At 43.9% G+C, this 21,903-nt stretch carries 24 protein-coding genes; 14 read left to right on the top strand and 10 right to left on the bottom strand.

Annotated features, from left to right (window positions below):
- The 5 genes from PHX29_05320 to PHX29_05300 all read left to right on the top strand — a co-directional run.
- Positions 1-916: 2-hydroxyacyl-CoA dehydratase family protein (locus PHX29_05320; GenBank protein ID MDD5605310.1), on the top strand; the 916-nt coding region annotated here is incomplete at its 5' end.
- A gap of 20 nt (positions 917-936) precedes the next feature.
- On the top strand, positions 937-1,731 hold the full coding sequence (locus PHX29_05315) for an acyl-CoA dehydratase activase (GenBank protein ID MDD5605309.1): 795 nt from the start codon (positions 937-939) through the stop codon (positions 1,729-1,731).
- Positions 1,728-2,786, top strand: coding sequence for an acyl-CoA dehydratase activase (locus PHX29_05310; protein ID MDD5605308.1), 1,059 nt, complete (start codon positions 1,728-1,730; stop codon positions 2,784-2,786). Before PHX29_05315 ends, PHX29_05310 begins: the two co-directional genes overlap by 4 nt.
- Positions 2,787-2,825: 39 nt before the next feature.
- Complete coding sequence (plsX, locus tag PHX29_05305; protein ID MDD5605307.1) at positions 2,826-3,860, top strand: phosphate acyltransferase PlsX; 1,035 nt, start codon at positions 2,826-2,828, stop codon at positions 3,858-3,860.
- Positions 3,861-3,871: 11 nt separating this feature from the next.
- Positions 3,872-4,105 carry a phosphopantetheine-binding protein gene (locus tag PHX29_05300; GenBank protein ID MDD5605306.1) on the top strand — a complete coding sequence of 78 codons (234 nt, stop codon included), beginning with the start codon at positions 3,872-3,874 and terminating at the stop codon, positions 4,103-4,105.
- Between the two features lie 55 nt (positions 4,106-4,160).
- On the opposite strand, the gene PHX29_05295 is transcribed toward PHX29_05300, so the two are convergent.
- The 3 genes from PHX29_05295 to PHX29_05285 all read right to left on the bottom strand — a co-directional run bounded on the left by PHX29_05295 (position 4,161) and on the right by PHX29_05285 (position 9,916).
- A complete protein-coding gene (locus PHX29_05295; GenBank protein ID MDD5605305.1) occupies positions 4,161-6,161 on the bottom strand; it encodes an ABC-F family ATP-binding cassette domain-containing protein in 2,001 nt (666 codons plus the stop codon).
- 153 nt (positions 6,162-6,314) lie between these two features.
- The gene (locus PHX29_05290; GenBank protein MDD5605304.1) at positions 6,315-9,332 is read right to left on the bottom strand and encodes an efflux RND transporter permease subunit; all 3,018 of its coding nucleotides are present in this window, start codon (positions 9,330-9,332) and stop codon (positions 6,315-6,317) included.
- 107 nt (positions 9,333-9,439) lie between these two features.
- The gene (locus tag PHX29_05285; protein ID MDD5605303.1) at positions 9,440-9,916 is read right to left on the bottom strand and encodes a MarR family transcriptional regulator; all 477 of its coding nucleotides are present in this window, start codon (positions 9,914-9,916) and stop codon (positions 9,440-9,442) included.
- A gap of 199 nt (positions 9,917-10,115) precedes the next feature.
- Between PHX29_05285 and PHX29_05280 the strand changes: the two genes are divergently transcribed.
- From PHX29_05280 to PHX29_05270, 3 genes are all read left to right on the top strand, one after another.
- Positions 10,116-10,637, top strand: a complete 522-nt coding sequence (locus PHX29_05280) for a CbiX/SirB N-terminal domain-containing protein (protein MDD5605302.1) — start codon at positions 10,116-10,118, stop codon at positions 10,635-10,637.
- A gap of 105 nt (positions 10,638-10,742) precedes the next feature.
- Positions 10,743-11,930 carry a hypothetical protein gene (locus PHX29_05275; GenBank protein ID MDD5605301.1) on the top strand — a complete coding sequence of 396 codons (1,188 nt, stop codon included), beginning with the start codon at positions 10,743-10,745 and terminating at the stop codon, positions 11,928-11,930.
- A gap of 127 nt (positions 11,931-12,057) precedes the next feature.
- Positions 12,058-12,231, top strand: coding sequence for a hypothetical protein (locus PHX29_05270; protein ID MDD5605300.1), 174 nt, complete (start codon positions 12,058-12,060; stop codon positions 12,229-12,231).
- Positions 12,232-12,298: 67 nt separating this feature from the next.
- Here the strand turns inward: PHX29_05270 and PHX29_05265 are convergent, their stop codons facing one another.
- Together PHX29_05265 and PHX29_05260 are read right to left on the bottom strand one after the other, a co-directional pair.
- The gene (locus tag PHX29_05265; GenBank protein ID MDD5605299.1) at positions 12,299-12,997 is read right to left on the bottom strand and encodes a response regulator transcription factor; all 699 of its coding nucleotides are present in this window, start codon (positions 12,995-12,997) and stop codon (positions 12,299-12,301) included.
- Between the two features lie 21 nt (positions 12,998-13,018).
- Positions 13,019-13,237, bottom strand: a complete 219-nt coding sequence (locus tag PHX29_05260) for a helix-turn-helix domain-containing protein (GenBank protein ID MDD5605298.1) — start codon at positions 13,235-13,237, stop codon at positions 13,019-13,021.
- 378 nt (positions 13,238-13,615) lie between these two features.
- On the opposite strand from PHX29_05260, the gene PHX29_05255 reads away from it, so the two are divergent.
- From PHX29_05255 to PHX29_05240, 4 genes are all read left to right on the top strand, one after another.
- Complete coding sequence (locus tag PHX29_05255; protein ID MDD5605297.1) at positions 13,616-14,158, top strand: sigma-70 family RNA polymerase sigma factor; 543 nt, start codon at positions 13,616-13,618, stop codon at positions 14,156-14,158.
- Entirely contained in the window at positions 14,151-15,017 is an 867-nt protein-coding gene (locus PHX29_05250) for a DUF5667 domain-containing protein (GenBank protein ID MDD5605296.1), read from the top strand. Before PHX29_05255 ends, PHX29_05250 begins: the two co-directional genes overlap by 8 nt.
- Before the next feature lie 72 nt (positions 15,018-15,089).
- Positions 15,090-15,452: a hypothetical protein gene (locus PHX29_05245; GenBank protein ID MDD5605295.1), complete on the top strand. Its 363-nt coding sequence runs from the start codon at positions 15,090-15,092 to the stop codon at positions 15,450-15,452.
- A 14-nt stretch (positions 15,453-15,466) separates the two neighbouring features.
- A complete protein-coding gene (locus tag PHX29_05240) occupies positions 15,467-15,925 on the top strand; it encodes a divergent PAP2 family protein (protein MDD5605294.1) in 459 nt (152 codons plus the stop codon).
- 14 nt (positions 15,926-15,939) lie between these two features.
- On the opposite strand, the gene PHX29_05235 is transcribed toward PHX29_05240, so the two are convergent.
- From PHX29_05235 to lgt, 5 genes are all read right to left on the bottom strand, one after another.
- Positions 15,940-16,767 carry a metal ABC transporter permease gene (locus tag PHX29_05235; GenBank protein ID MDD5605293.1) on the bottom strand — a complete coding sequence of 276 codons (828 nt, stop codon included), beginning with the start codon at positions 16,765-16,767 and terminating at the stop codon, positions 15,940-15,942.
- Positions 16,767-17,522: an ABC transporter ATP-binding protein gene (locus tag PHX29_05230; GenBank protein MDD5605292.1), complete on the bottom strand. Its 756-nt coding sequence runs from the start codon at positions 17,520-17,522 to the stop codon at positions 16,767-16,769. The genes PHX29_05235 and PHX29_05230 overlap by 1 nt, the downstream gene beginning before the upstream one ends.
- A 53-nt stretch (positions 17,523-17,575) precedes the next feature.
- Positions 17,576-18,502 carry a zinc ABC transporter substrate-binding protein gene (locus PHX29_05225; protein ID MDD5605291.1) on the bottom strand — a complete coding sequence of 309 codons (927 nt, stop codon included), beginning with the start codon at positions 18,500-18,502 and terminating at the stop codon, positions 17,576-17,578.
- Positions 18,496-18,954 (bottom strand): Fur family transcriptional regulator, encoded by a 459-nt coding sequence (locus tag PHX29_05220; GenBank protein ID MDD5605290.1) that lies wholly within the window; start codon positions 18,952-18,954, stop codon positions 18,496-18,498. Before PHX29_05220 ends, PHX29_05225 begins: the two co-directional genes overlap by 7 nt.
- A 350-nt stretch (positions 18,955-19,304) precedes the next feature.
- On the bottom strand, positions 19,305-20,081 hold the full coding sequence (gene lgt / locus PHX29_05215; GenBank protein ID MDD5605289.1) for a prolipoprotein diacylglyceryl transferase: 777 nt from the start codon (positions 20,079-20,081) through the stop codon (positions 19,305-19,307).
- Positions 20,082-20,191: 110 nt separating this feature from the next.
- Between lgt and mtaB the strand changes: the two genes are divergently transcribed.
- Entirely contained in the window at positions 20,192-21,448 is a 1,257-nt protein-coding gene (mtaB, locus tag PHX29_05210) for a tRNA (N(6)-L-threonylcarbamoyladenosine(37)-C(2))-methylthiotransferase MtaB (protein MDD5605288.1), read from the top strand.
- A 185-nt stretch (positions 21,449-21,633) separates the two neighbouring features.
- Positions 21,634-21,903 (top strand): alpha/beta hydrolase (locus PHX29_05205; GenBank protein ID MDD5605287.1); only part of this gene is annotated, 270 nt, incomplete at its 3' end.

The following is a 21,903-nucleotide window of genomic DNA, read 5'->3' as shown; positions in this document are numbered from 1 at the left end:
GGCCGGCGCTTTTGCCAATGGCGCCATCCCAAAACCAGATGTAATGGTATGGTCTAACATGGTGTGCGATAACACTGCTAAAAGCGGTGAACTGGTGATGGATATTTGTGATTGCCCCGGTTTTTTCCTGGATCGCCCTTTTAAGGATAGTGATCTGGAAAAAGCTTATATGGCTGATGAGCTAAGGGATATGATCACTTTTCTCGAGAAGCAATCTGGTAAAAAGATGGATTATGATCGGCTTTCCGAAATAGTTGAAAGAACAGATCGTCAGATTAAGCTCACCAGGGAGATAAATGAATTACGCAAGAACGTGCCTACTCCCTTTAGTCCCCTGGGGTTTTTAGAGCTTCTTACCATAGATTACCTCTTTCCCGGGCAGCCGGAATCTGTTGAATATTTGGAAACGTTGAAAAAAGAGATGGAGAAAGCGATTCTGGGGAAAAAGGGTGCAGTGCCCAATGAGCGTTTCCGACTGATGACTTTGTTTATTCCGCCTATGTATTTGATGGCTTTTCTGGAGAGAATATCGATCCGGTCTGGTGCGGTATCGGTGATTGAGCCATTTTTTACCTTTTGGGGTGAAGGTACCTTGGATGCATCGCGCCCCATTGAAGCGGTGGTGGAAAAATCATACATGATACCTGAAGCTAGAATGTATGGCCCGTTGGGGGAGAGCGCGCTGGGAGCTATCAAGAAATGTGCTCGGGAATGGAGGGTGGACGGAGCGGTATATTATGCGGATGTAGGGTGCCGGCACTCATGTGCAACAATTAAATTGTTTAAAGATACTTTGGCAGACGTGGATGTTCCCGTACTAACGCTGGATTGTGATGTAGTTGACCAGACGGTTACAAGTGAAGATGAAGTAAAGGAGAAACTGGAAAGATTCTTTGAGCTGCTCGAAGATCGTTAATTTTATAGGGGAAACTAATAATGCTAGCTATTGGAATTGATATCGGCAGCCTAACGACTAAGGCAGTGGTAATGAACGATGGCCAGCTGCTTGCTTCAGAGGTAAGTAATACTCTTGATGAGGCAGATGCATCGGCCTCTGTGGCAATGACCAAAGCACTCGAAAAAGCAGGAGCTGACGATAATCCGGAAAAATATGTAATCACCACTGGTAATGGTGGTAAAGAGGTGAGTTTTGCAGACGGATCAAAAGCTATTACAACTTGCCTGGCCAGAGGAATATACTGGTATGCGCCAGACACCAGAGCAGTGATTGACATTGGGGCAGAAAGTTCTTCTGTAGTAAAGATTAACAATCGGGGGAGGGTAATTGACTGGGCAAATCACGACAAATGTGCATCTGGCACCGGTTTATTTCTGCAGCAGATGGCTAAACTGATGAAGCTCAGCTTTGAAGAGATGTCAGAGCTGTCACGCCGAGCTGAAAAAGGGGCGGAAATCACCGGGACTTGTGCGGTATTTGCAGAATCGGAAGTAATTTCTCATGTACATCGCGTACCGCCGACTCCCTTGCCGGAGATTATTCTTGGTATCTATCTGTCAGTATCTACCCGAATAAAGACAATGTGTAAAAGAATCGGTGCGGGTGAATGCCTGGCAGTTTCTGGAGGTGTTGCCCTTCACGCCGGATTGGTGGAAACACTGGAAAAAGAACTGAAGCAGCGGATTTATGTGCCTCAGAATCCCGTTTGTGTTGCTGCTATGGGGGCAGCCGTTTTGGCCGGGGAAGAGATAAAAAAGGAGCTCCAGCAATGATATATGCAGGGGTTGATATTGGATCGCGAGCGGCGAAGGCGGTATTGCTCCAGAATAATACTATTATTTCCTCTGCTATTAGGGATACGGGTGCAGAAAGCGTAAAAACTTCAGAAGAACTGCTCAATGAATTACTGAATGGTACTGGTATCAAAGCTGGTGAAATAAGTTATACCATAGCAACTGGGTATGGGCGCGTGCTGGTGCCCTATGCTAATGAAAATGTATCAGAAATAAGTGCGCATGCAAAAGGAATTAACTGGTATTTCCCTACCGTGCGCACAATTTTGGATATGGGCGGGCAAGATTGTAAGGCTATCAATTGCGATGGCAATGGTAATGTAACCAACTTTGTTATGAATGACAAATGCGCTGGAGGAACCGGCCGTTTTTTGGAAATGATAGCTGATGTGTTAGACATTCCGCTTAATGAAATCGGCACGGTTTCGCTTAGTTCGAATCACGAGATTCCATTCAATACAATATGTGCTGTTTTTGCTAAAACAGAAGCCCTGAGGCATCTCAGAAAAGGTGTTTCTCGGGCAGATATTCTGGCCGGGCTGCACGAAGCGATAGCGACACGTTCATTCAATCTTTTAAAACGAGTATCAATAGAAGCTGATTTTGCCATCACTGGAGGTATTTCTAAAAATAGTGGACTGGTTGCAAAGATTGCCGAGAAAGTGCAAATGAAACCACAGCTTTGTGATGATCCTCAGCTATGTGGGGCTATCGGAGCTGCACTTTTTGCGCGGGATAAATCTGCGCATACCAATCGGACTAAAATGCAATACGGGTACGAAGACGGTACTGGCAGTTACTTTATTAGCCTGGATGAGGGATTATGCGATGGATGTGGGAAATGTGCAGATGTTTGCCCTGCAGGTATATTTTGCCTTGTACAACGTGATGGATATAAGGTTGCTGAGGTTAAACAAACGGCGATAAAGCGCCTGTCTGCATTATGCCCTGGATTTATAACCTGCCGCACTGGCAACCATGGAGTTACCTGCAAGAATGTTTGCAAGCACAATGCTATAGAGCACAGCTGGTAAAGCTAGTCTGATGCTCGCCGGATTGGAGGTTTGATTTCAATGAGTGAAAACGAAAAGAATAAAAAAATAAAAATAGCTGTTGATGCCATGGGTGGTGATTTCGGCCCGCCGGAAACAGTTAAAGGTGCCGTATTGGCTGCTCGTGAATACGGAGTAGAAGTAATCCTGGTTGGGGATAAAGAAGCTGTTTCCAGCGAGCTTTCTGCCTGTGAGACGGAGGGCATAACCATCCGCATTGTTGAAGCAACCCAGAAGATAGAAGATGGCGAAGAACCAGCGTTTGCAGTTTTGAAAAAACCAAACAGTTCGGTATCATTGGCGGCCAGGCTTGTAAAAGATGGGGAGGCTGACGCAGTTATCAGCGCAGGTTCTACCGGTGCCATGATGGTTGCTGCTGCCCGATATCTGGGCACTTTGCCTGGTATCGACAGGCCGGTTGCGGGTGGTCCTTTTCTGGGGCTTGCTCCCAATACGGTTGTGCTGGATCTGGGGGCAAATGTTGGCTGCCAGCCATATCAGATGGTAGATCTGGCAGTGGTCGGGGTGGTATATGCACGCACTTTCCTGGGTATAGAAAATCCTACCGTTGGTTTGTTAAACATCGGCTCTGAGGAAGGAAAGGGCAACGAGCAGGCAAAACAGGCTTATGAGCTGTTGAAACAGAGCGGCCTTAATTTTATCGGCAATGTTGAAGGGATGGATATACCGTTTGGCTGGGCTGATGTGATAGTGTGTGATGGCTTTATCGGCAATATACTTGTTAAGTTCTCTGAAGGTTTGGGAAGGACACTTCGCCAGTGGATAGCGACTGAATTGAAAGAGCAGCTTCCATCCGAAAAGATAGAAGACCTGGGAAGAAAAATGTACAAACTGCTCAGCCCTGCTGAAGTGATGGGTGGCGGGCCGTTGTGGGGTGTTAATGGAGTTGCTGCTATTGCGCATGGCAGCAGCCGCGCTAACCAGATCGCAGGTACCTTCAGGCAGGTTATCACAGCCATAGAAACTGATCTTGTTGGCAGTCTTCGAAATGAACTCGCTAAAGCCCATACAAAACGGCAACAAATAAATGAGTAAACGGAGATAATATGTCAGTATATGAAGAATTCCGCAGAAGCGTCGCCAGGGTTACTCGAACTGCAGAGCAGGATATCAAACCCGAAACGCTGCTTAAGGACTTAAAAGCGGACTCTTTCCACTGTGTACAGATATTTATTGCTCTGGAGACTGCTCTGGATATCGAGATAGATATAAACCAGGAAGCCATGAAAGAGCTGAAAACGGTTGATGAGTTTGTTAAGTATATCGAAAAGTCGATTTAGAACCTGATAACAGGCAAAAAAGGTTTACATAAAGACGTGAGGCTAGCCTTCCAGGTTAGCCTTCGCGAGCGAGGCGGTACTTTTCCTTTATTTCCTCAGCGGCTTCTATAAGTGCATCCCACTGAGTGGTGAGGGCAGAGAGTTTATCCTTGAGTTCAAGGTATTCGATATTGACATCCACCACGTTTTTTGAATCTTCGTAATGGCTGGGATCTGCCATCATCTTTTCTATATCATTAACGCGGCTTGATATAGTTTCAACCAGAGTTTCAATTTCTTCTATCCTTTTGTTAAGTGGGGTTATCTCGCGGTAAAGCTGGTTGCGCAATTCCCCTTCTCTGGCCTTTATTTCCCGCCGGGTGTTTGTTCCATTCGAAGTACTAGCCTTTGGTTTATTCGGTTGGATAACATCGTCTTCTGCGCTGCAGGCTTTTTCTTTTTGCTCCAGGTATTGTTGATAACTGCCGGAAAATATCTGCACTTTGCCGTGGCTTACTTCAATAATCTTATTAGAAATTTCCCCAATCAGGGTTCGGTCGTGCGTCACAAAGCAAAGAGTGCCTTTATAGGCATTTAGTGCATCGGCAAGCATTTCGCGCGAGGGGATATCCAGGTGATTGGTTGGTTCGTCCAAGAGGATGAAATTTGCCGGGCGGGTCAGCATTTTTGCAATTGCAATACGCGTTTTTTCACCACCAGAAAGCACTCCAATTTTTTTATCAGCATCATCCCCAGTAAATAGAAACGATCCAAGCAAACCACGCAGCCGATGCTCCGGCTCATCTGGAGCAATAGACCTTAGTTCTTCTAATATGGTATAAGCTGGATTTAACGTCTCGATGTAGTATTGGGCAAAATAGCTGGTTTCCACATTGTGGCCCAAGCTTCGGGTTCCGCTGTCGAAATCTAAAGCTCCAGCCATTATACGAAGAAGGGTAGATTTACCCGCACCGTTTACGCCGACGATGGCAGCCCGGTCTCCGCGCTCAAGGCAAAGATTGAGATTCTGATAAACATTTAGAGAGCCATAAGATTTGGCGATATTTTTCAATTCAATTACCATTCGGCCGGACCGTGGCGGTTCGGGGAAAGAAAAATGAATCTTTTTTGTAACACGGGGAACCTTGACCGGCTTTATTTTTTCCAACTGCTTTATGCGGCTTTGTACCTGAGTAGCCTTAGTTGCTTTAGCGCGAAATCTTTCAATAAAGCGCATTTGCCGGTTGATACTTTCCTCCTGTTTTTTTGCAGTAGCTTCAAGATTGGCGATATCTTTCTGTCGGGCGATTACGTAGCTATCGTAATTGCCATGGAAGAATATGACCTCAGATACCTCAATGGCGACAATTTTTTCAGCAACATTGTTTAAAAAAGCCCGGTCATGCGAAGTCAAAAGGACAGCCCCACGATATCGTTTAAGGTAGTTTTCAAACCAGCGTTGTGTTTCCAGATCAAGATGGTTAGTGGGTTCATCAAGTAAAAGAATATCAGGATTTGTATACAATAACTTAGCAAGCTGTATTCGAGTCTGCCATCCGCCACTGAATTCATTCGGCGTTCGGTGGAAGTCGCTCTGGGTAAAACCCAGGCCGGATAGTATAATTTTTGCTTCATGCTCGGAATCATAACCCCCACGTGAAGCGTATAAATCCTGAAACTCGCCCAGTTGTCTTAGCAGCACGGAGGTAGTTTCTTCATTTTTTTCTTCGGACAGCTCTTCGTGCAACAGTTGGATCTTGTTTTTAAGTGAATTGAGAGCGTCACAAGAACGAGTGATTTCTTCCAGAAGTGAACGCTGCGATGTTGAAAATTCCTCCTGCCGTAGATACCCTATAGTCGCCCCCCGCCGGAGCGTAACCTGGCCGGAGTCGGGAGATGCCCTCCCGGCTATGATATCAAAAAGGGTGGTTTTGCCAGTACCATTGGCACCGATAAGCGCGATACGTTCATTGGCTCCAATGGTAAGGTTAATCCCGGAAAACAACTCCCTGGAGCCGTATGATTTGGCAATATTAGTGATGCTAAGCATAGAAGTTACGGTCTTTATTATACCCACAAACAGCATGCAAGGTGAAAAATCTTCATCGAATGATTAGTTAAGCAGGCAAAATAAAGGATTATCCAATTATTGAGGACATCTTGGACTAGTGTAGATTGAAAAATGGGGGAGTTAAATAAACTCCCCCATTTTATGGCTGATCAGTAAGAGCTACTTTGCGATTTCAGTTTTTTTACGGTTTACCATACTGTATATCACTGGTACAACATATAGTGTAAGTATGGTTGAGCTTACCAATCCGCCGATAACCACTACTGCCAGTTCTGCAGTCATCATCATTCCAGAATCGATACCGATGGCAAGTGGTAACATGGCGATGATTGTAGTCAGTGCTGTCATGAGTATTGGTCTTAATCGAGCCCTGCCGCTTTCCATGATCGCTTCATGGGTGGGAACTCCCTGATGGCGCAGATCTTCGATCATGGATATCAGAACTACAGCATTTGTGAGCACGATTCCAACCAGCATGATAATACCCATCAGTGCAAAGAGGCTTAGTGTATGGCCAGTAATCAACAAACCGAGCATGGCGCCGATAGAGGCAAGCGGAAGGCTGACCATGATTATTAACGGGTTGCGGATAGAGCGCATCATGGCTATTATTACTACCAGAGCTAGAAAGACTGCGCCAATCAAAGCGATTCCCATGCTGTTAAAAGCATCCTGCATCTGCTCGGCGATGCCGGCTGCTTTAATCTCGACGCCCGGGTGATCAGGAAGGGAGTCAATCTTCTGTTGGACCATCTTGTTAATGTTGCCGATATCCTTTTCCGTGATTTTACCGGTGATAGTGGCCGAAAGCGAAAGGTCGGTCCGGCTTATGTGCGAAGGCATATTTTTGATTGAGATATCTGCAATTTGCCCAAGTTCCACGGATACAGGGAAGCCGATTTTTAATTTTTCCGCTTGTTCAATTCCGCTCAGCCCTCCAGTTATGGCCGATACATAGACCGGGTAAGGGTGGCTTTCTATGGCAACGGTTTTGCCGGGAAGGGTTCCGCCTGTGACCAGGAGAATATATTCCTGCTGGATTAGTTCAAGTTGCTCGGTCATTAAACCTGATGCCAGCAGCTTTTGTGGATCTATGTCGATATCAAGCCTGGTGATGGTATTGGTGATATCTGCTCCGATATCTGTCAGCCCTTCTATGTCTTCAAGCTCATGTAGCAACTGTAGGGTTACCTGTGTAACCGCATCCTGATCTGCACCCTGAACGGACAGGTTGATTGATGAGCCGCCCAATCCTCCCAGGTCGGCACCTTCGCCCGATACGTTGATATAGCCCTGATCAAGCAAGTTTTCGGTTTTTTTCTTGACGGTTTCGGTTGTGGTTGCAATATCTGCGTTTTGATCGAGATAAGCGGTGATCGATGCAGTGTTGGCGCCTCCGCCCATTACAGCACTCATTATGCCTGCAAGTGAACCAGAGGCACCGATAGAAGTAAAGTAGCGATCGATCGAATCCATATCAGCCAGTATTGCTTCAACTTTTTCAGCGGCGTTGCTAGTTGCAGTTAATTCGGTGTCGGTTGGCAACTGGATATCAATTGTTATCATCTTTTCGCCCATGTCGGGCATAAAAGAAGTTCCAACTATTGGTATCAAGCCAAGGCTGGCAAGAAAAATTACAATTGTAACTACGAGTACCAGTGTACGATGTCCAAGTGCCCACTTGAGCCCTTTGACATAAAGTGCCTGGTACCAGTTGTTGGAGTCTTTGCTGAATGTTCTGGATTTGCGCGGTGATAGCAGGTGTTTTGACATAGCTGGAACTACCATTAGCGCAACCACCAAAGAACCGAGAAGGGCAAAGCTAATAGTCAGGCCAAACGGTACAAACAGTTCTCCTACGATACCGCCAATGAACATCAGGGGAATAAAAATGGCAACTGTTGCCAGAGTGGCTGCAGTAACTGGAGTAGCAACTTCGCGCGAGCCAGCTATTGCAGCTTCTTTAAAGCTGTCTCCCATCTGACGACGCCTGTAAATAACTTCTACCAGCACGATGCTGTCATCAATCAGGCGGCCGATTGCAATGGACATACCGCTGAGGGTGAGTACGTTTATAGTGATGCCGGAAAAATACATGCACAGAAAACCAATAAATACGGATAGGGGCACAGAAATAGCAGTGAGAAGGGAAGCGCGTACTGCCCTCAGGAATATGAACACCACTAATACAGCCAGCAGGCCACCGACTATGGCTTTCTCCCAGAGATCATCGATGGAATCCTTGATAAAATCTGACTGGTCAAAAACGCTCGACACCTGAACACCCTCGGGAAGATTGGGAAGAACACTGGTAATAGCATCTGATAGTGCTTCTGATACTTCAACGGTGTTAGCGCCATCTTCTTTCAATATAGAAATACCTATACTGGAATTGCCATTATAACGAGTAATAACCGATAGGGGAGAGGGACTCAGGCTGACTTTGGCAACGTCTCCGAGTACTATACCACCTGCTAAAGGAGTAGATACTATGTCTTCTTGTGAACCAACTGCCTGAGGGAGAAGGGCGAGTATCTGAGATATCGATACTCCATGCTCCACCATTTGGCTGGCAATCGGGGTAATTACCACCTGGTTGCCAGCACCCCCGTCAACCTCTATAGCTAAAACTCCGGAGACCTCACTCAACACTGGCACAATATATTCTTCTGCAATCTGGCGCAATTCAACTGCTGGATAGCTGCCGCTAATACTTAACAATGTGAGTGGCATCATATCCAGATTAATGGGGATTACCTGTGGATTGCTGGAGATGGACGGACTCATATCAGGGAGACTGGTGACCTCCCGGGGCAGCGACAATAAGGAAATCTCATTTTTTAACGTGCTTGAAACCTGTTCCATATCAGTGCCGAAATTAAATTCAGCAAAAATTACAGAAATGCCTTCTGAGGACGTCGAGGTTACATGCTTGAGGCTGATATCGCCCCATTTGTTCCGTATAACCTCTTCAATGGGAGTGGTTACTTTTTCAACAACCATCTCCGGGGTAGCATCCGGATACACTGTAACTACTGTTGCATATGGAAAATCAATATCTGGAATGAGTTCCTTTTTCAAGCCTGTCAGTGCCCAAATCGATACACCAGCTACCACCACAGTCATAATGATGGTTAATATTCGGTTGTTAACCGCCAACTTGCTAAGTTTCCACATAATTGCGATTTCTCCTTAGGGTAAAAGAATGCTATCGGTTATAAAAATAAATACGGTTCGTAACCATAATAAAGTTTGAAAACATTTTGGTTGCAAATACAAACGCCTCAGGCTATATCTCGATATTCAATTGCTCGGTTAGTTTTATCCATGTGTCGCTTGAATGCAGCCAGGAAACAGCTAAAGCTGTTAACCAGTGCCTCCAACTCATTTTCACTTAATGCGCTTAAAACTTGGCTGATTTCATTTTTGCTATTCAGGTCAAACCGATTAAAAAGATCTTCGCCTTGATCTGTAAGAGTGAGCCAGTGTACACGACGATCCGCCTCATCAACTTGCCTGCTTACCAGCCCGCTTGATTCAAGCCTATCGATAATTCCGGTTACTACTGAAGGGGTGACGTTTAATATTTTAGATAGTTCGCTATGGCTGGCTTTTCCCCGGTAACGGATGTAAATAAGGCTTTTCAACTGCCCTATTGAGAGGTCAAGTGAAAGCCAATCCTCGTAACTGTACTCATTTAACAGGCCGTATATCTGCTCATGAAATCCTATGGCCTGATTGATTAATTCTTCTTTATCCAAATTATCTTTAGTAAAATATCTGTAAATTACTTTCTATAACAGAAAATATTATAGGGGCGGCAAGTAATTCATGTCAAATAACAAGCATTTCAGTATTAAGATTGTTGTGGTTGGTTTATGAGCGCTTGTTGCAGGCTTAAATATGGTAGCCAGCTATAAGTTATTGGTAGATAACTAAGCTTTTAATTATAATGTTGCCATGAAAAAAGAATATATTATACTGGCAACCCATGGAGCGCCTCCTAAAGACTTTCCTCGGGCAGAAATGGCTGAATTTTTTAGTTTGCATTCTATGGCTGAAACCGGCAGATCTTTAACCCGAGAACAGTCTCTACGGTATGAGGAATTAGAAAACAAGATGCGCATGTGGCCGCGCAATAGTGAAAACGACCCTTTTTACCAGGCTTCTTGTGTTCTGGCTGAAGAAATGCAGAAACAGTCAGGCAAGCATGTTATTCCTGGCTTCAACGAGTTTTGCGCTCCGGATATTAACCACGCTATTGTCCATGCAATCAAACAGGGAGCAAAACAGATTGTTGTAGTAACACCTATGCTTACCAGGGGAGGAGCGCATGCCGAGGTGGAAATTGCACAAATAGTAAAGCAAGCGCAAGACCAACATCCTGAGGTATATATCACCTATGCATGGCCTTTTGAAACAGCCAGGGTCGCTACGTTTTTGCTCGACCAGGTTAATAGCTTGGATAAAAGCGAAAGCTGAAGCAGGTTTTTGTTTATTCGTTAAGATGAGACGATTTCTTTTTTTGATAGCACGGCGGTTGATATGTAATTATCGCACTGGTTTTGAATAACCAGGAGGATGAATGTGAATACGTTTAAAATCATTGTGCTAGTTATACTGTCGGTTTTACTTTTTATTTCGCTAGGTGTTCTTGCCGGTGGTATTGCTATTGACCGCACCATATTAAACGCCCGCTTTATAAATGTTGGAATTGAAAAGATCGATTTACCTGCAGTTATAGAAGAAATGATTATTAGCGAGCCTGGAGTGGAAATTCCCATTGATATTGGCAATGCTTTAATTAAAGTAGCTGCCTCCAGTGAGGGAGAGATAAAAACGCGGATCGGCAGGGCAGTGAATGAACTTTATGATTATATAAAAGGCGAGGAAAACCAGCTTAACCTTGCTGACTTGCTAAGGCGCAGTATTCTGGTTGACGAAATTCTATATGCTTTTATTGATGAGCTGAATATAATTTCTCCCTTACAAGAGATTTCCCAGGAAATGATTGACAAATACGCGCCCGGAGAATTGAAGGTATTTGCAGACTTACCGTCAATTATAGAAAAAACAGTACAAGGCAATGAACTTCTGGTTAAAAACCAATTGAAAAACGTAATAGGGGGAATTGCAGAGTACCTGACAGGCGGGCAAGATTCTTCAAGCGCGAAAATAGATATGTCTCCACTAATTGATGACTTGGGCCAATCTTTACAAGATATCTTTGTTGCTTCTCCTCCCAAATATCTTGAAGGTTCAAATGAGCAACAAGTAATAGCAGAATTCAATCGGCTCTTTGAACAGTTCGCTAGTAGTGTGCCAGTAGATATCGACATTAATGAAGAAATACTGGGTAGTGATTTTAAAACTGAGTTTGTTCAGACAATTACTGATGGTGAAATATTCTTGGGCGAAGCAAGACATGCCGCCTCAGTGTTTAAAACAGGCTTCATTGCGTCGATCGCTGCGGTATTTGTGTTAACTATTATTATAATGCTTGTGCACAGGAATACTCCCGGGACTTTGCTTAACCTGGGAATTGTATTTGCTGGGTGTGGATTAATCGTTTTGGCAAGTGCAATCATTTGCATGAGCCTTATACCGCAACAAGTATTTGCCCCTTATGAGGCTCAGTCCGCATTTACTAATTGGTCATTAACTTTAATTCGTTCTGTTTTTGACCCTGGAATAATAACAGGGATTGTATACTCTATGATGGGTGCAGCAATGTGTGCGGTCTGTTTCTTATTACGCAGGCAGGAGCGATATTAATTTGAACTTTCCTGAATTGATTGAAGAATAGTTTATATCGCTGTATTATCTATTAACCATCAACCCGCATATAAATATCATTACTTTCTCCACCGGGTGTTTAAAATACTAATAAAAGGGAGCTGCTATGATTGACCCGAATAAAGAATTAATACAACTGTTAAAAGAAATCAACGAAAAACTGGATGTCATCAAGTACGACCTGAAAGATGTCAAAAACGCGATGCCGAAAGTGCCTTACTACGGTGATATGCTTCAGGATATAACTCGCGCGGTTCAGGACATTGATATTAAAAAGTAAAACTTAATATCAGGTTTGGTCCACGGCGGGTTTTTGGCCAGCCCCCAATAGGGTACCACCTACACAGTTAGTATTCTGGCCTCTTGTGATTCTCCTCAATTTTTATTAAACCTCGGCGGATAGCCAGTACAACGGCATGTGCCCGATCATTGGCGTTTAGTTTCCGCATAATAGCGCTTACATGGTTTTTAATTGTCTGTTCGCTGATATTCAAAATTCGAGCAATTTGTTTGTTTGAGTTGCCGTCAGCAATGTGACCAAGTATTTCCCTTTCCCGGTTGGTAAGCGGGGCAACAGCCTCTTCCACGTTCCTGCTGAGTGTCTCCATATCCTGAAAATTATTAAGGACCTGCCGCACGATAATTGGCCTTGACACTTCATTGTCGTTAATTGGATATTCTCCTCTGGAAGCGCTGCGGATATTGGAGATGAGTTCCTCCGGAGGCACTGTTTTTTTCAGGCATGCTACGGCGGAGGAGCGGATGACCTTAAAAAGCTCCTGATCGTTGGGATCAGGACTTAACATAATGACTTTAGTGTTTGGATAGCGTCGGGCGATTCTGGTTCCTAACTCCAAACCACTAAAATTAGCCAGATCCGAACCTAGCAGGACGATATCAGGTTGAAATAAATCAATTGAGTTTAAGGTATCATCTGAAGGGTCTGCGTCTAAAACTTTAAAATCGGATTGGGATTCAAGTGCAAGACGTACCCCAGCCCGGAAAAATGGTTGTTCATCAATTATCATAACTCGGATTGTTTTCAATACTAAACCTCCGACAATGAATTAAACATCAAGGCTTGTCTGGTTGTTGAAAGCTTCTGGGCTTTCGTAAAAAGAAACAACATCTTCCCTTTTAAAACGCCGGTCTCCACGGCTGCCAATTCTGTAGGCTGTTAATGCCCCCTGGTTACTCCATCGCCTTACTGTGTTTATATGAACGTTCAAGATCTTGGCTACCTCGCTGGTGGTAAGCATCGGTCCGATATCAGTGGTATTATCCATTTGCAATCCCCCTAATACAAGCTTAAGTAACTTATTGATACCAGACATTATCTTATCTTACTTTTTACCTATAATCTATCACCTGAAAGTTATTTACTACCCCCTATTGGTACCAGTATATTAGTCATATATTATACTATTACTGTGACATTTAACAGACAAAAAAGACAAGAAATGGGAAAATATTAGAAGACGGTGTTGAATAATAAATGTTATATAAGAATTGCTATGGTTTATTAAAAATAACTGGCAACAATTCCAAATTATATAGAGATATAAGGAAGCTATCCTTTTAAACCATCCTTCGTTATAATTATTGCACGCGATAACACCACTCCGGCTGGAGAAAAAGGCCGGCTGGTAGAAAGGGGTTAACAAGTGCAGGAAGAGCAAGACCTGGTCAATCGTGCAAAACAATATGATCAGGGAGCCTTTGCCCAGATATACGAGGAGAATTTTGATAAAATTTTCCGCTATATTGCAATTAAAATTGGCAACCAGATGGAAGCTGAAGACTTGACTCAGCAGGTATTTATGAAAGCCCTTAAAGCTATATCTTCATACCAATGGAAAGATATACCATTTTCCGCCTGGCTTTACCGGATTGCCCACAACCAGGTGGTTGATTATATACGTAAGAAAAGCCGTCAGCCAGAAACCGAATTAAACGAGGATATTACAGCTGCTGAAGATAATCCTTACAAAACGGCTGAGTTAAAAGTGGAACTGGAAGAGCTTTCAAGTGCCTTGAAAAAGCTTACTCCTCTTCAGCAAGAAGTGATTTCACTTCGTTTTAGCTGTGAAATGCCAATTGCGCAGGTTGCGGCTGTTATGGGCAAAAAGGAAGGGGCGATAAAAGCGCTCCAGCATAGTGCAATACAAGCTTTAAGAAAACATATGGTGGTGGAAAATAATGCATAATAATGAGGCGGAAAATAGCATTGAACAGGTGCTCGATAGCTGCCTTGAAGAAATAATATGCTCAGGCTGCAAGATTGAGGAGTGTCTCGCCAAATACCCGGAACACGCCTCAGAGCTCGAACCTTTGCTGAAAATAGTCAGTGCTTCTCATAAAGCAGTCAATATAAGCCCCAATGAAAGCTTCAAGGCGAAGGCGCGATACGAATTCAATGCAGCTGTGGCAGATATGGCGCAAAATCGTAAAAAACGGTGGTTTACTTTTGCCCCTGTTTGGGCGCAGGCAGCTGTTGGAGTATTGTTTGCTATAATGATTTCCGGCGGCGCATTAGTTGCCGCTTCCGGTAACAGTTTACCAGGGCAAGCTCTCTATGGAGTCAAGCTTGCCGCAGAGCAAGTGAGGATGGGGTTTACGTTTTCCGAATCTGCAAAATCCGAATTATCTGCTGATTTGGCAAATAGAAGGGTAGCAGAAATTGTTACTCTGGCTGAAATGGAGAAACCAGAAGAAATCCGCGTAGCTGCCAATCATTTGGATACCGATCTGGAGATAATTGCAGAACTCAATGTTAAGAGTGTTACTGCTGGAGCAGTGTCTCCACCGGATAGTCAGCAGCCCGGCGATATTGTTTCTTATGTTGAAAATACAGATGAATTACGCACTCAAATACCAGATATGTTCATTTTAGACTCTGGCGATAGCGAGTTGGTATACAAATTAAAGCAAAAAGGTTTGGCAGGATACAAGGAGCTGGTATCAAGCCTGGAAAAAGCCTCTGATAGCATTAAGCCTGCCCTGGAAGAAGCCCTGATATTATATTTACAGGGTTATGAGACGGCGATCAAAACAGCAGGTCAATAAGATTTACCGATTGACACGGCTATTTTGCCAACCTATACTTTTACCGGGTATTTTTGATATCCGGTAATTATTATGAACCAGCAAGTTTCATTTTTAAAAGAAAAGAAAGAATCTATTCGTAAAGCAACGCTTGGTGCCATTAATCAAGCTAGAGACAAGAAGCGAATCGCGATAGAAGATGCGTACACACAGGAGAATGAAACCTGCCGCGCAGCTCTCGAAGCCGTCGAAGAGCTAAAAAAGAAGCCAATGCAGATTGAAGATATAAGAATTTTACTACTGGGCGGATCATCGGATTCTGGTTTGCAGGTTGTGGAGCTCGCCCAAAAACCGATTCCACTGATAGAGAAGGTTGTTAAGCTTGCACAGGTGGAGGTAACCAGTTATACCACCAGAGAAATCTATCTAAAGCATAGAGCGGATCTCCCGAATTAAGTTGGCAGCTATAGGTGGAATTTTACGATTTTATAACCAATAAAGCCCTGATTGCTTCACTCGTTGCCTGGACAGTTGCGCAGTTAGTCAAAGTCGGGATCGAAGTCGTTAAAAACCACCGGCTGGATTTAGGGCGCCTGGTATCCAGCGGGGGCATGCCTAGTTCTCATTCAGCTACCGTTAGCGCGCTTGCAACGACTATCGGCTTAATTGAAGGTATGGGCTCAACCGTTTTCGCCATTGCTGTTATTCTAGCCGCAGTTGTTTTATATGACTCTGCTGGTGTACGTCAGTCTGTTGGCAAACAGGCAGTTGTACTTAACCGGATAATCCGGGAACTGAGGGAAAGGCGGCCTATTGCACAGGTTGAAGCTGATTTGAAAGAGTTGATTGGCCATACCGCTTTCGAAGTAGCTGCAGGAGTGGTACTAGGTGTGGGGATGGCTTTTTTGTGGGTTTTAGTGATTCCTTAAAATAAGCCGGATATTCAATCTGCGTTTTCGGATTGGAGCCTTCCCTTAATTCTTAATAAAAGAGTAGAAATCAAGAGAGTACTTGCACTGACGATTATTATGGTCGCCCCGCTGGCGATATCTAGTTGGTAAGACAGCCACAAACCCGCAGTAGTAAAAACTATTCCTAAAATAACGGCAAGCAGCATCATGTTTTTAAGTCTTTTTGTGAACTGGTATGCAATAGCAGCCGGGATGGTTATTAAGGCTATTACCAGTACAATTCCCACCGCTCGGATTAGAACAACTATAGTCAACGCTATCAGGCAAAGCAGAAGCAGGTATAGTGCAAAAGTTGGTACACCGATAATATGGGTAAACTCTTCATCGAAGGAAAGCGCACTAAATTCCTTGTAAAACATAAAGACAACCAGCAGAATAACGCCGTCTAAGATACTCATCAGAATAATGTCAGAACGCGGAACAGTCAGGATATTGCCAAAAAGGTAACTGAAGAGATCTGGGGCATAACCGGGTGCCAGACTTATGAATATTACTCCCAGTGCCATACCGGTTGCCCAGAGAACACCTATAGAAGTATCAGCAGACAGCCGAGTTTTTTTAGAGATAGTCCCCATTATTACTGCTGCCCCGAGAGAAAATGCCAATGCGCCAGTGACCGGATTAAAACCTAGCAAGTAACCTAAGCCTATGCCTCCGAAGGAAGCGTGTGCAATACCTCCGCTGATAGAAACCATGCGTTTCACTACTACGAAACTACCGATTACCCCGCACGCAATTGCAGATAGCAGTCCTGCTATGATGGCGTGTTGCATAAACTGGTATTGCAAGAGTTCAATCATTATCTTGGATGATCCCTTAGCACACGATGAGGAGCACCATGGGCAATCATCTCGACGGGGCATTGGTACGTTGCCTCAAGGTCCTCAACTGTTAATTGCCCTGTACCGTGGTAATATAATTTCTTATTTAAGCAAGCGACCTGTTTGACATACAAAGAGACGGCGCTTATATCATGAGAGACCATAATTATCGCCATATTTTCATTCAACTGTGAAAGAAGGTCGTAAAAGCCTTTTTGCATGGCAGAATCAACGTTAGCCATAGGTTCATCAAGTAATAGCAGTCTTGGTTCGGTGACTAACGCACGAGCTATCAGTACCCGCTGCTGTTGCCCGCCAGAAAGCTCAGAAATATGGCGGTTCTTTAGCTCTAAAAGTTCAACTTTTTGTAGAGCTGTGGAGGCTGCCTGAAAATCTTCTTGGCTGTATCCTCGCAGTAAACCTGCGTGTCTTAATCTTCCCATAAGCACAACTTCCCAAACGTTGATAGGAAAGTTGTGGTCAAAGTTACGATACTGGGGAACATACCCAATTTTACGGGCATTTTTTCCAGGTATTGAGCCTAAAATCTCGATATTTCCTCTTGATGGTCTCACCAGACCGAGTATTACTTTGAGAAGGGTACTTTTACCGCCACCATTTGGTCCAATTATTCCGATAAAGTCGTTATCTTCAACGCTGAGGCTTACATTTTCAAGCGCAGTAACACCTTGATAGTGGACCCAAATGTTTTCCAGTTTTGCTACTTGTTGCATTTTATATCACCTGGTACTCGGCAAATATGATGCTTTAATCAATGCCAATCGGTTTAACGGCTTTCCATCGCTTGGTGCATGATATTAAAAATGTGCTGCATATTTTCTTTATAATTTCCTGCAAGAGTATCCAGTGGTTCAACCTTCCCCTCAATTTCATGGGCCACTGCTTCAGCAACGTTGGGTGGAAATTGGGGAGATACAAAGACTATTTTTACATTATTCTGTTTAGCCTGTTCAATAGTGTGGACCATGCTTTGGATTGTTGCATCGCTCCCGCCTTCTTCAGTAGCTATCTGGGTAAGATTATAATCACGCGCAAAATATCCCAGGGAGGGATGCTGGATAATAAATACCCGATTGTTCAAATTGGCAAATCCTTCCTGAAAGCTCTGGTGCATTTGTGCAAGTTCCCCCAAGTAGGTATCCAAATTTTGTCGATAGTAATCAATATTTTCTGGATCGATTGCAACGATTCCGTTGTAAATATTGGTTGCCATTGTGCTTGCGTTGACTAACGAAAGCCAAATATGTGGATCGTATGAGTGATCATGGTCGCTTTGATGCTCATCGTCGTGCTGTTGCTCTGTCGTGTGCATCAGTTCTACCCCATCGGAACAATCAACGAGCAGGATATCAGGATTGATGTCGAGGAGTTCGCTCAGGAAGCTGATCTCAAACTCTATTCCTGACCCTGCCGCAATGTAGATTTTTGCATTAGCCAACGCTTTCATTTGTGATGCTGTTGGTTCATATACATGGGGGGAAGCCCCTGGAGGAATCATTACGGAAACATCTACCATGTCTCCACCAATTGCATTGACCCATTCTGCCTGTGGCAAAATTGAAACAACTATTCCGACCTTATCGGAATAAGGATCATCGTGTTTGCAGCCAGAGAGAAGTAATAAAGATAAAACCAGAATCGTTGCGGTTGCCAGCCGAAACGCGTTACTGCGATTATGAATAGTGATTACCAAAAGTTCCCCCCGGATTTTGTGCAGTTATTCTTATGGCATTCAGGACATATTCCGGACATATCAAGGGTATGGGAGTTGATAATGAAACCAGTATGCTTTGAAATATGCTTTTCGAGCTCTTCAAGCCCGCAATCACCAATGTTTACTACTAGCCCGCAAATAGAACATATCAAATGGTGATGGTGGCTGCGCGGGCGGCGTAACAGGTAACCAACATGGCCAGATTCCGTGTTAAGGCGGCAGATTAAACCGGCTTTTTCCAGAGTGTCCAGAGTGCGATATATTGTAACCAGAGAAATACCCAAATGGTTGTTTACCTTTTTGTGTATTTCATGTGGAGTCATATGGTTTTCAGTCGCTTCCAGAATTTGTATTATGGCACGTCTTTGAGGGGTGATTTTGTACCCTTCGTGTTTCAGTTCGGCTAAAACATCTTTATAACTGTAAACCATTTCAACGCTAAATGAAAACCATTTTCATTTATTATAGCCAAAGAAACAGGTTTGTCAATAATTAAAGTGTAACTCCCATAACAGCTGCTTTGTGTAGACCGTAAGTGGTTAAATAACCAGATAATCAAACTAAAAATTGGAATGATGAAAACAAAGGGAAGCACCCTTGTTAAAATAAAGTTTGGAATCTGAACATGATGGCGTGCGTTACCATGCAGGAGACTCAACTTCATTGTTTGAGAATAACCTTACGTTGTAAGAGGCTAAATGCGCGAGAACAATCACCGTGTCGCACGTGGGTGGATTGATAAGTCGATAATGAGAACGCAATAAAGGGGTAATAACGTTGGTTACAGTTTATGTTTACGAAGTGTCTGGCGGCGGAAAATAATGATTGCCAGGCAAACAACAAAGGTTATTATGCTTATCCAGCGAGCGGTGGGGAAGCCGGCAATTGTCCAGACATCGATTTTCATGCCCTCCAGGATGAACCTGCCAACAGAATAATACATAAAGTAAGCAATGGTGACTTCGCCATCCAACAGACGTTTGCCGTATTTGCGATTAATAAAAAAGAGTATAACAAAACCGATCAGGTTCCAGAGTGACTCATACAGAAAAAGAGGATGGAAATGGGTATAACTTTCAAAACCAGGCAGACGATTAGCCGGTTCAATATATATACCCCAGGGAAGATCAGTGGGGTAACCGTATAATTCCTGGTTGAAAAAATTGCCCCAACGCCCAATAGCCTGGGCTAGTATCAAGCCTGGAGCAATAATGTCCATCCAGCGCAGAGGGGAGAGCTTTTTCCAGGCACAGTAAATGAGGACGCCGATTGCTCCACCGAGGATTGCCCCATAAATACCGAGTCCGCGGCCACCGATTATTTCTCCCAGGTGCTGGCTATAGTAGCTCCAGTAATCAACTACGTGGTAGAGTCTTGCGCCGATTATCCCAAGGGGGACAACTACCAGCGCCATATTAACAACGTGATCCAGGTTTTCTCCACGGCGATGTGCTTCATAAAAAGCGTAAAGGATCGCAGAAAGAATCCCCAACGAAATAAAAATGCCGTAGAATTGGATAGTGATTGGGCCTATATTAAATGAACTGCTTAATAACATAAGTACTTGATGAATCTAGAATAGTCTGAATCATAGCAATAATAGACTAAACCGTCAATTATTAGGAGGCTGCAATTTTGTAAATATCCCCTCTGCTATAATAAAACAAAATGAACGACAAGAAAGTGGTGATAGATTATCTTGGGTGTAAACTAAACCAGGCTGAGGTTGAAGCATTGACCCTTGATTTTATCCAGGCTGGCTACCAGCCGGTTTCATCGAGAGAGGGCGCGGGGATATTTGTGTTAAACAGCTGCACTGTAACCCATGTGGCTGATCGAAAATCCCGGCAATGGATTAGGCGGATACGAAGAGAGAATCCTTCAGCCCTGATTGTGGTAACCGGATGCTATGCCCAGCGAACTCCTGGCAAAATAAAGCTTATTGATGAAAACATGATTGTTCTTGATAATCAGCAAAAAATGGCAATGGTGCAAATCCTTCTTGAGCGAGGGTATCTGAAGAAAGACCCCCTTGAGCTAGCGCCAGCTTTAACCACTATGCAAAAAACTCGCTCTTTTGTACATATTCAACATGGATGTTCAAACGGATGCACTTATTGTATCGTACCGATGGTAAGGAGCGAATGTTTTAGCCGAACACCTTCAGCTATCATTAGAGAAATAGCATCTCGCGTTTTGGCTGGGTATACCGAAATTGTGCTCACCGGTACTGAAATTGGCTCTTATTGCAGTGAGGGGATACAGTTGCAGGAACTGGTTAAAATGATACTGGATAAAACACAAATTGAGCGGCTGCGGCTATCATCACTTCAGCCACGGCATTTAACAGAAGCGATGTTGGACTTATGGCGCGATAACCGGCTATGCCCCCATTTACATGTTTCGCTACAAAGCGGCAGTGATGCAGTATTAAAAAGAATGAATCGTAAATATGACCGGGAAACATATATAAGTATCGTGGAACAAATCCGAAGAAGGATTCCCGATGTTGCTATTACAACCGATGTAATTGTAGGGTTTCCTGGAGAGACTCCAGAAGAATTTGAAGAAACGGTTGATTTATGCAAAAAGATGGGCTTTGCCCGCATTCACGTTTTTCCCTATTCTCCACGGCCAAATACACTGGCTTTAGAGATGAAGCCCCTGGTAGACGAAAAGGAAAAAAAGAGACGGGAAAGGGAAATGCTAAGCCTTGCAGAAGAATCCGGCAGGATTTTCAGGCAGAGGTTTGCAGGCAGGGTTGTGCCGGTGTTATGGGAATCATGTTCAAATGGTTTATATTCTGGCTTAACTCCAAACTATATACGGGTTTACGCGTCTCTTAATATCCCCTCTATTAACATGATAAGTAGAGTAAAAATAGGCAGTATTTATCGTGATGGGGTAAAAGGCGAGCCGGTTTAAATCTGTTGCATTAACAGGTTCTCACTAATATTAGGCTTTTCAGCCAGACAAGACTATTCAGTCCTGTTGCCGCACCAAGCAGTCTATCTGCCTTTCCTTGCTTTTATCGATTATCTTCCTTTGCGCCCGATGATACTCGCACAATGGCTTTTTCTCACAGAGGCGTGATGATGTAACATATGTGTATGGACAACTTGAGAATGCATGGTCAGGAACCATTCAATATAGCTGTTGTTCATGGCGGACCCGGAGCACGAGGAGAAATGTACCCAGTGGCACGAGAACTCTCTTCGGAGACTGGTGTGCTTGAACCGCTGCAAACAGAGTGTTCTGTAGAAGGACAGGTAGAAGAATTAAAAGATATACTGGAAAGCTCTGGCAGTCCCCCGCTGGTTATAATAGGCTTCTCATGGGGTGCATGGTTGAGCTATATCTTAACGGCTCGCTATCCTCTA

The sequence above is a fragment of the Dehalococcoidales bacterium genome (assembly GCA_028717385.1).
In the GTDB taxonomy this organism is placed as follows: domain Bacteria; phylum Chloroflexota; class Dehalococcoidia; order Dehalococcoidales; family CSSed11-197; genus CSSed11-197.
The sequence above is the reverse complement of the archived record's forward strand: the minus strand, read 5'-3'. Positions and strand labels throughout refer to the sequence as shown.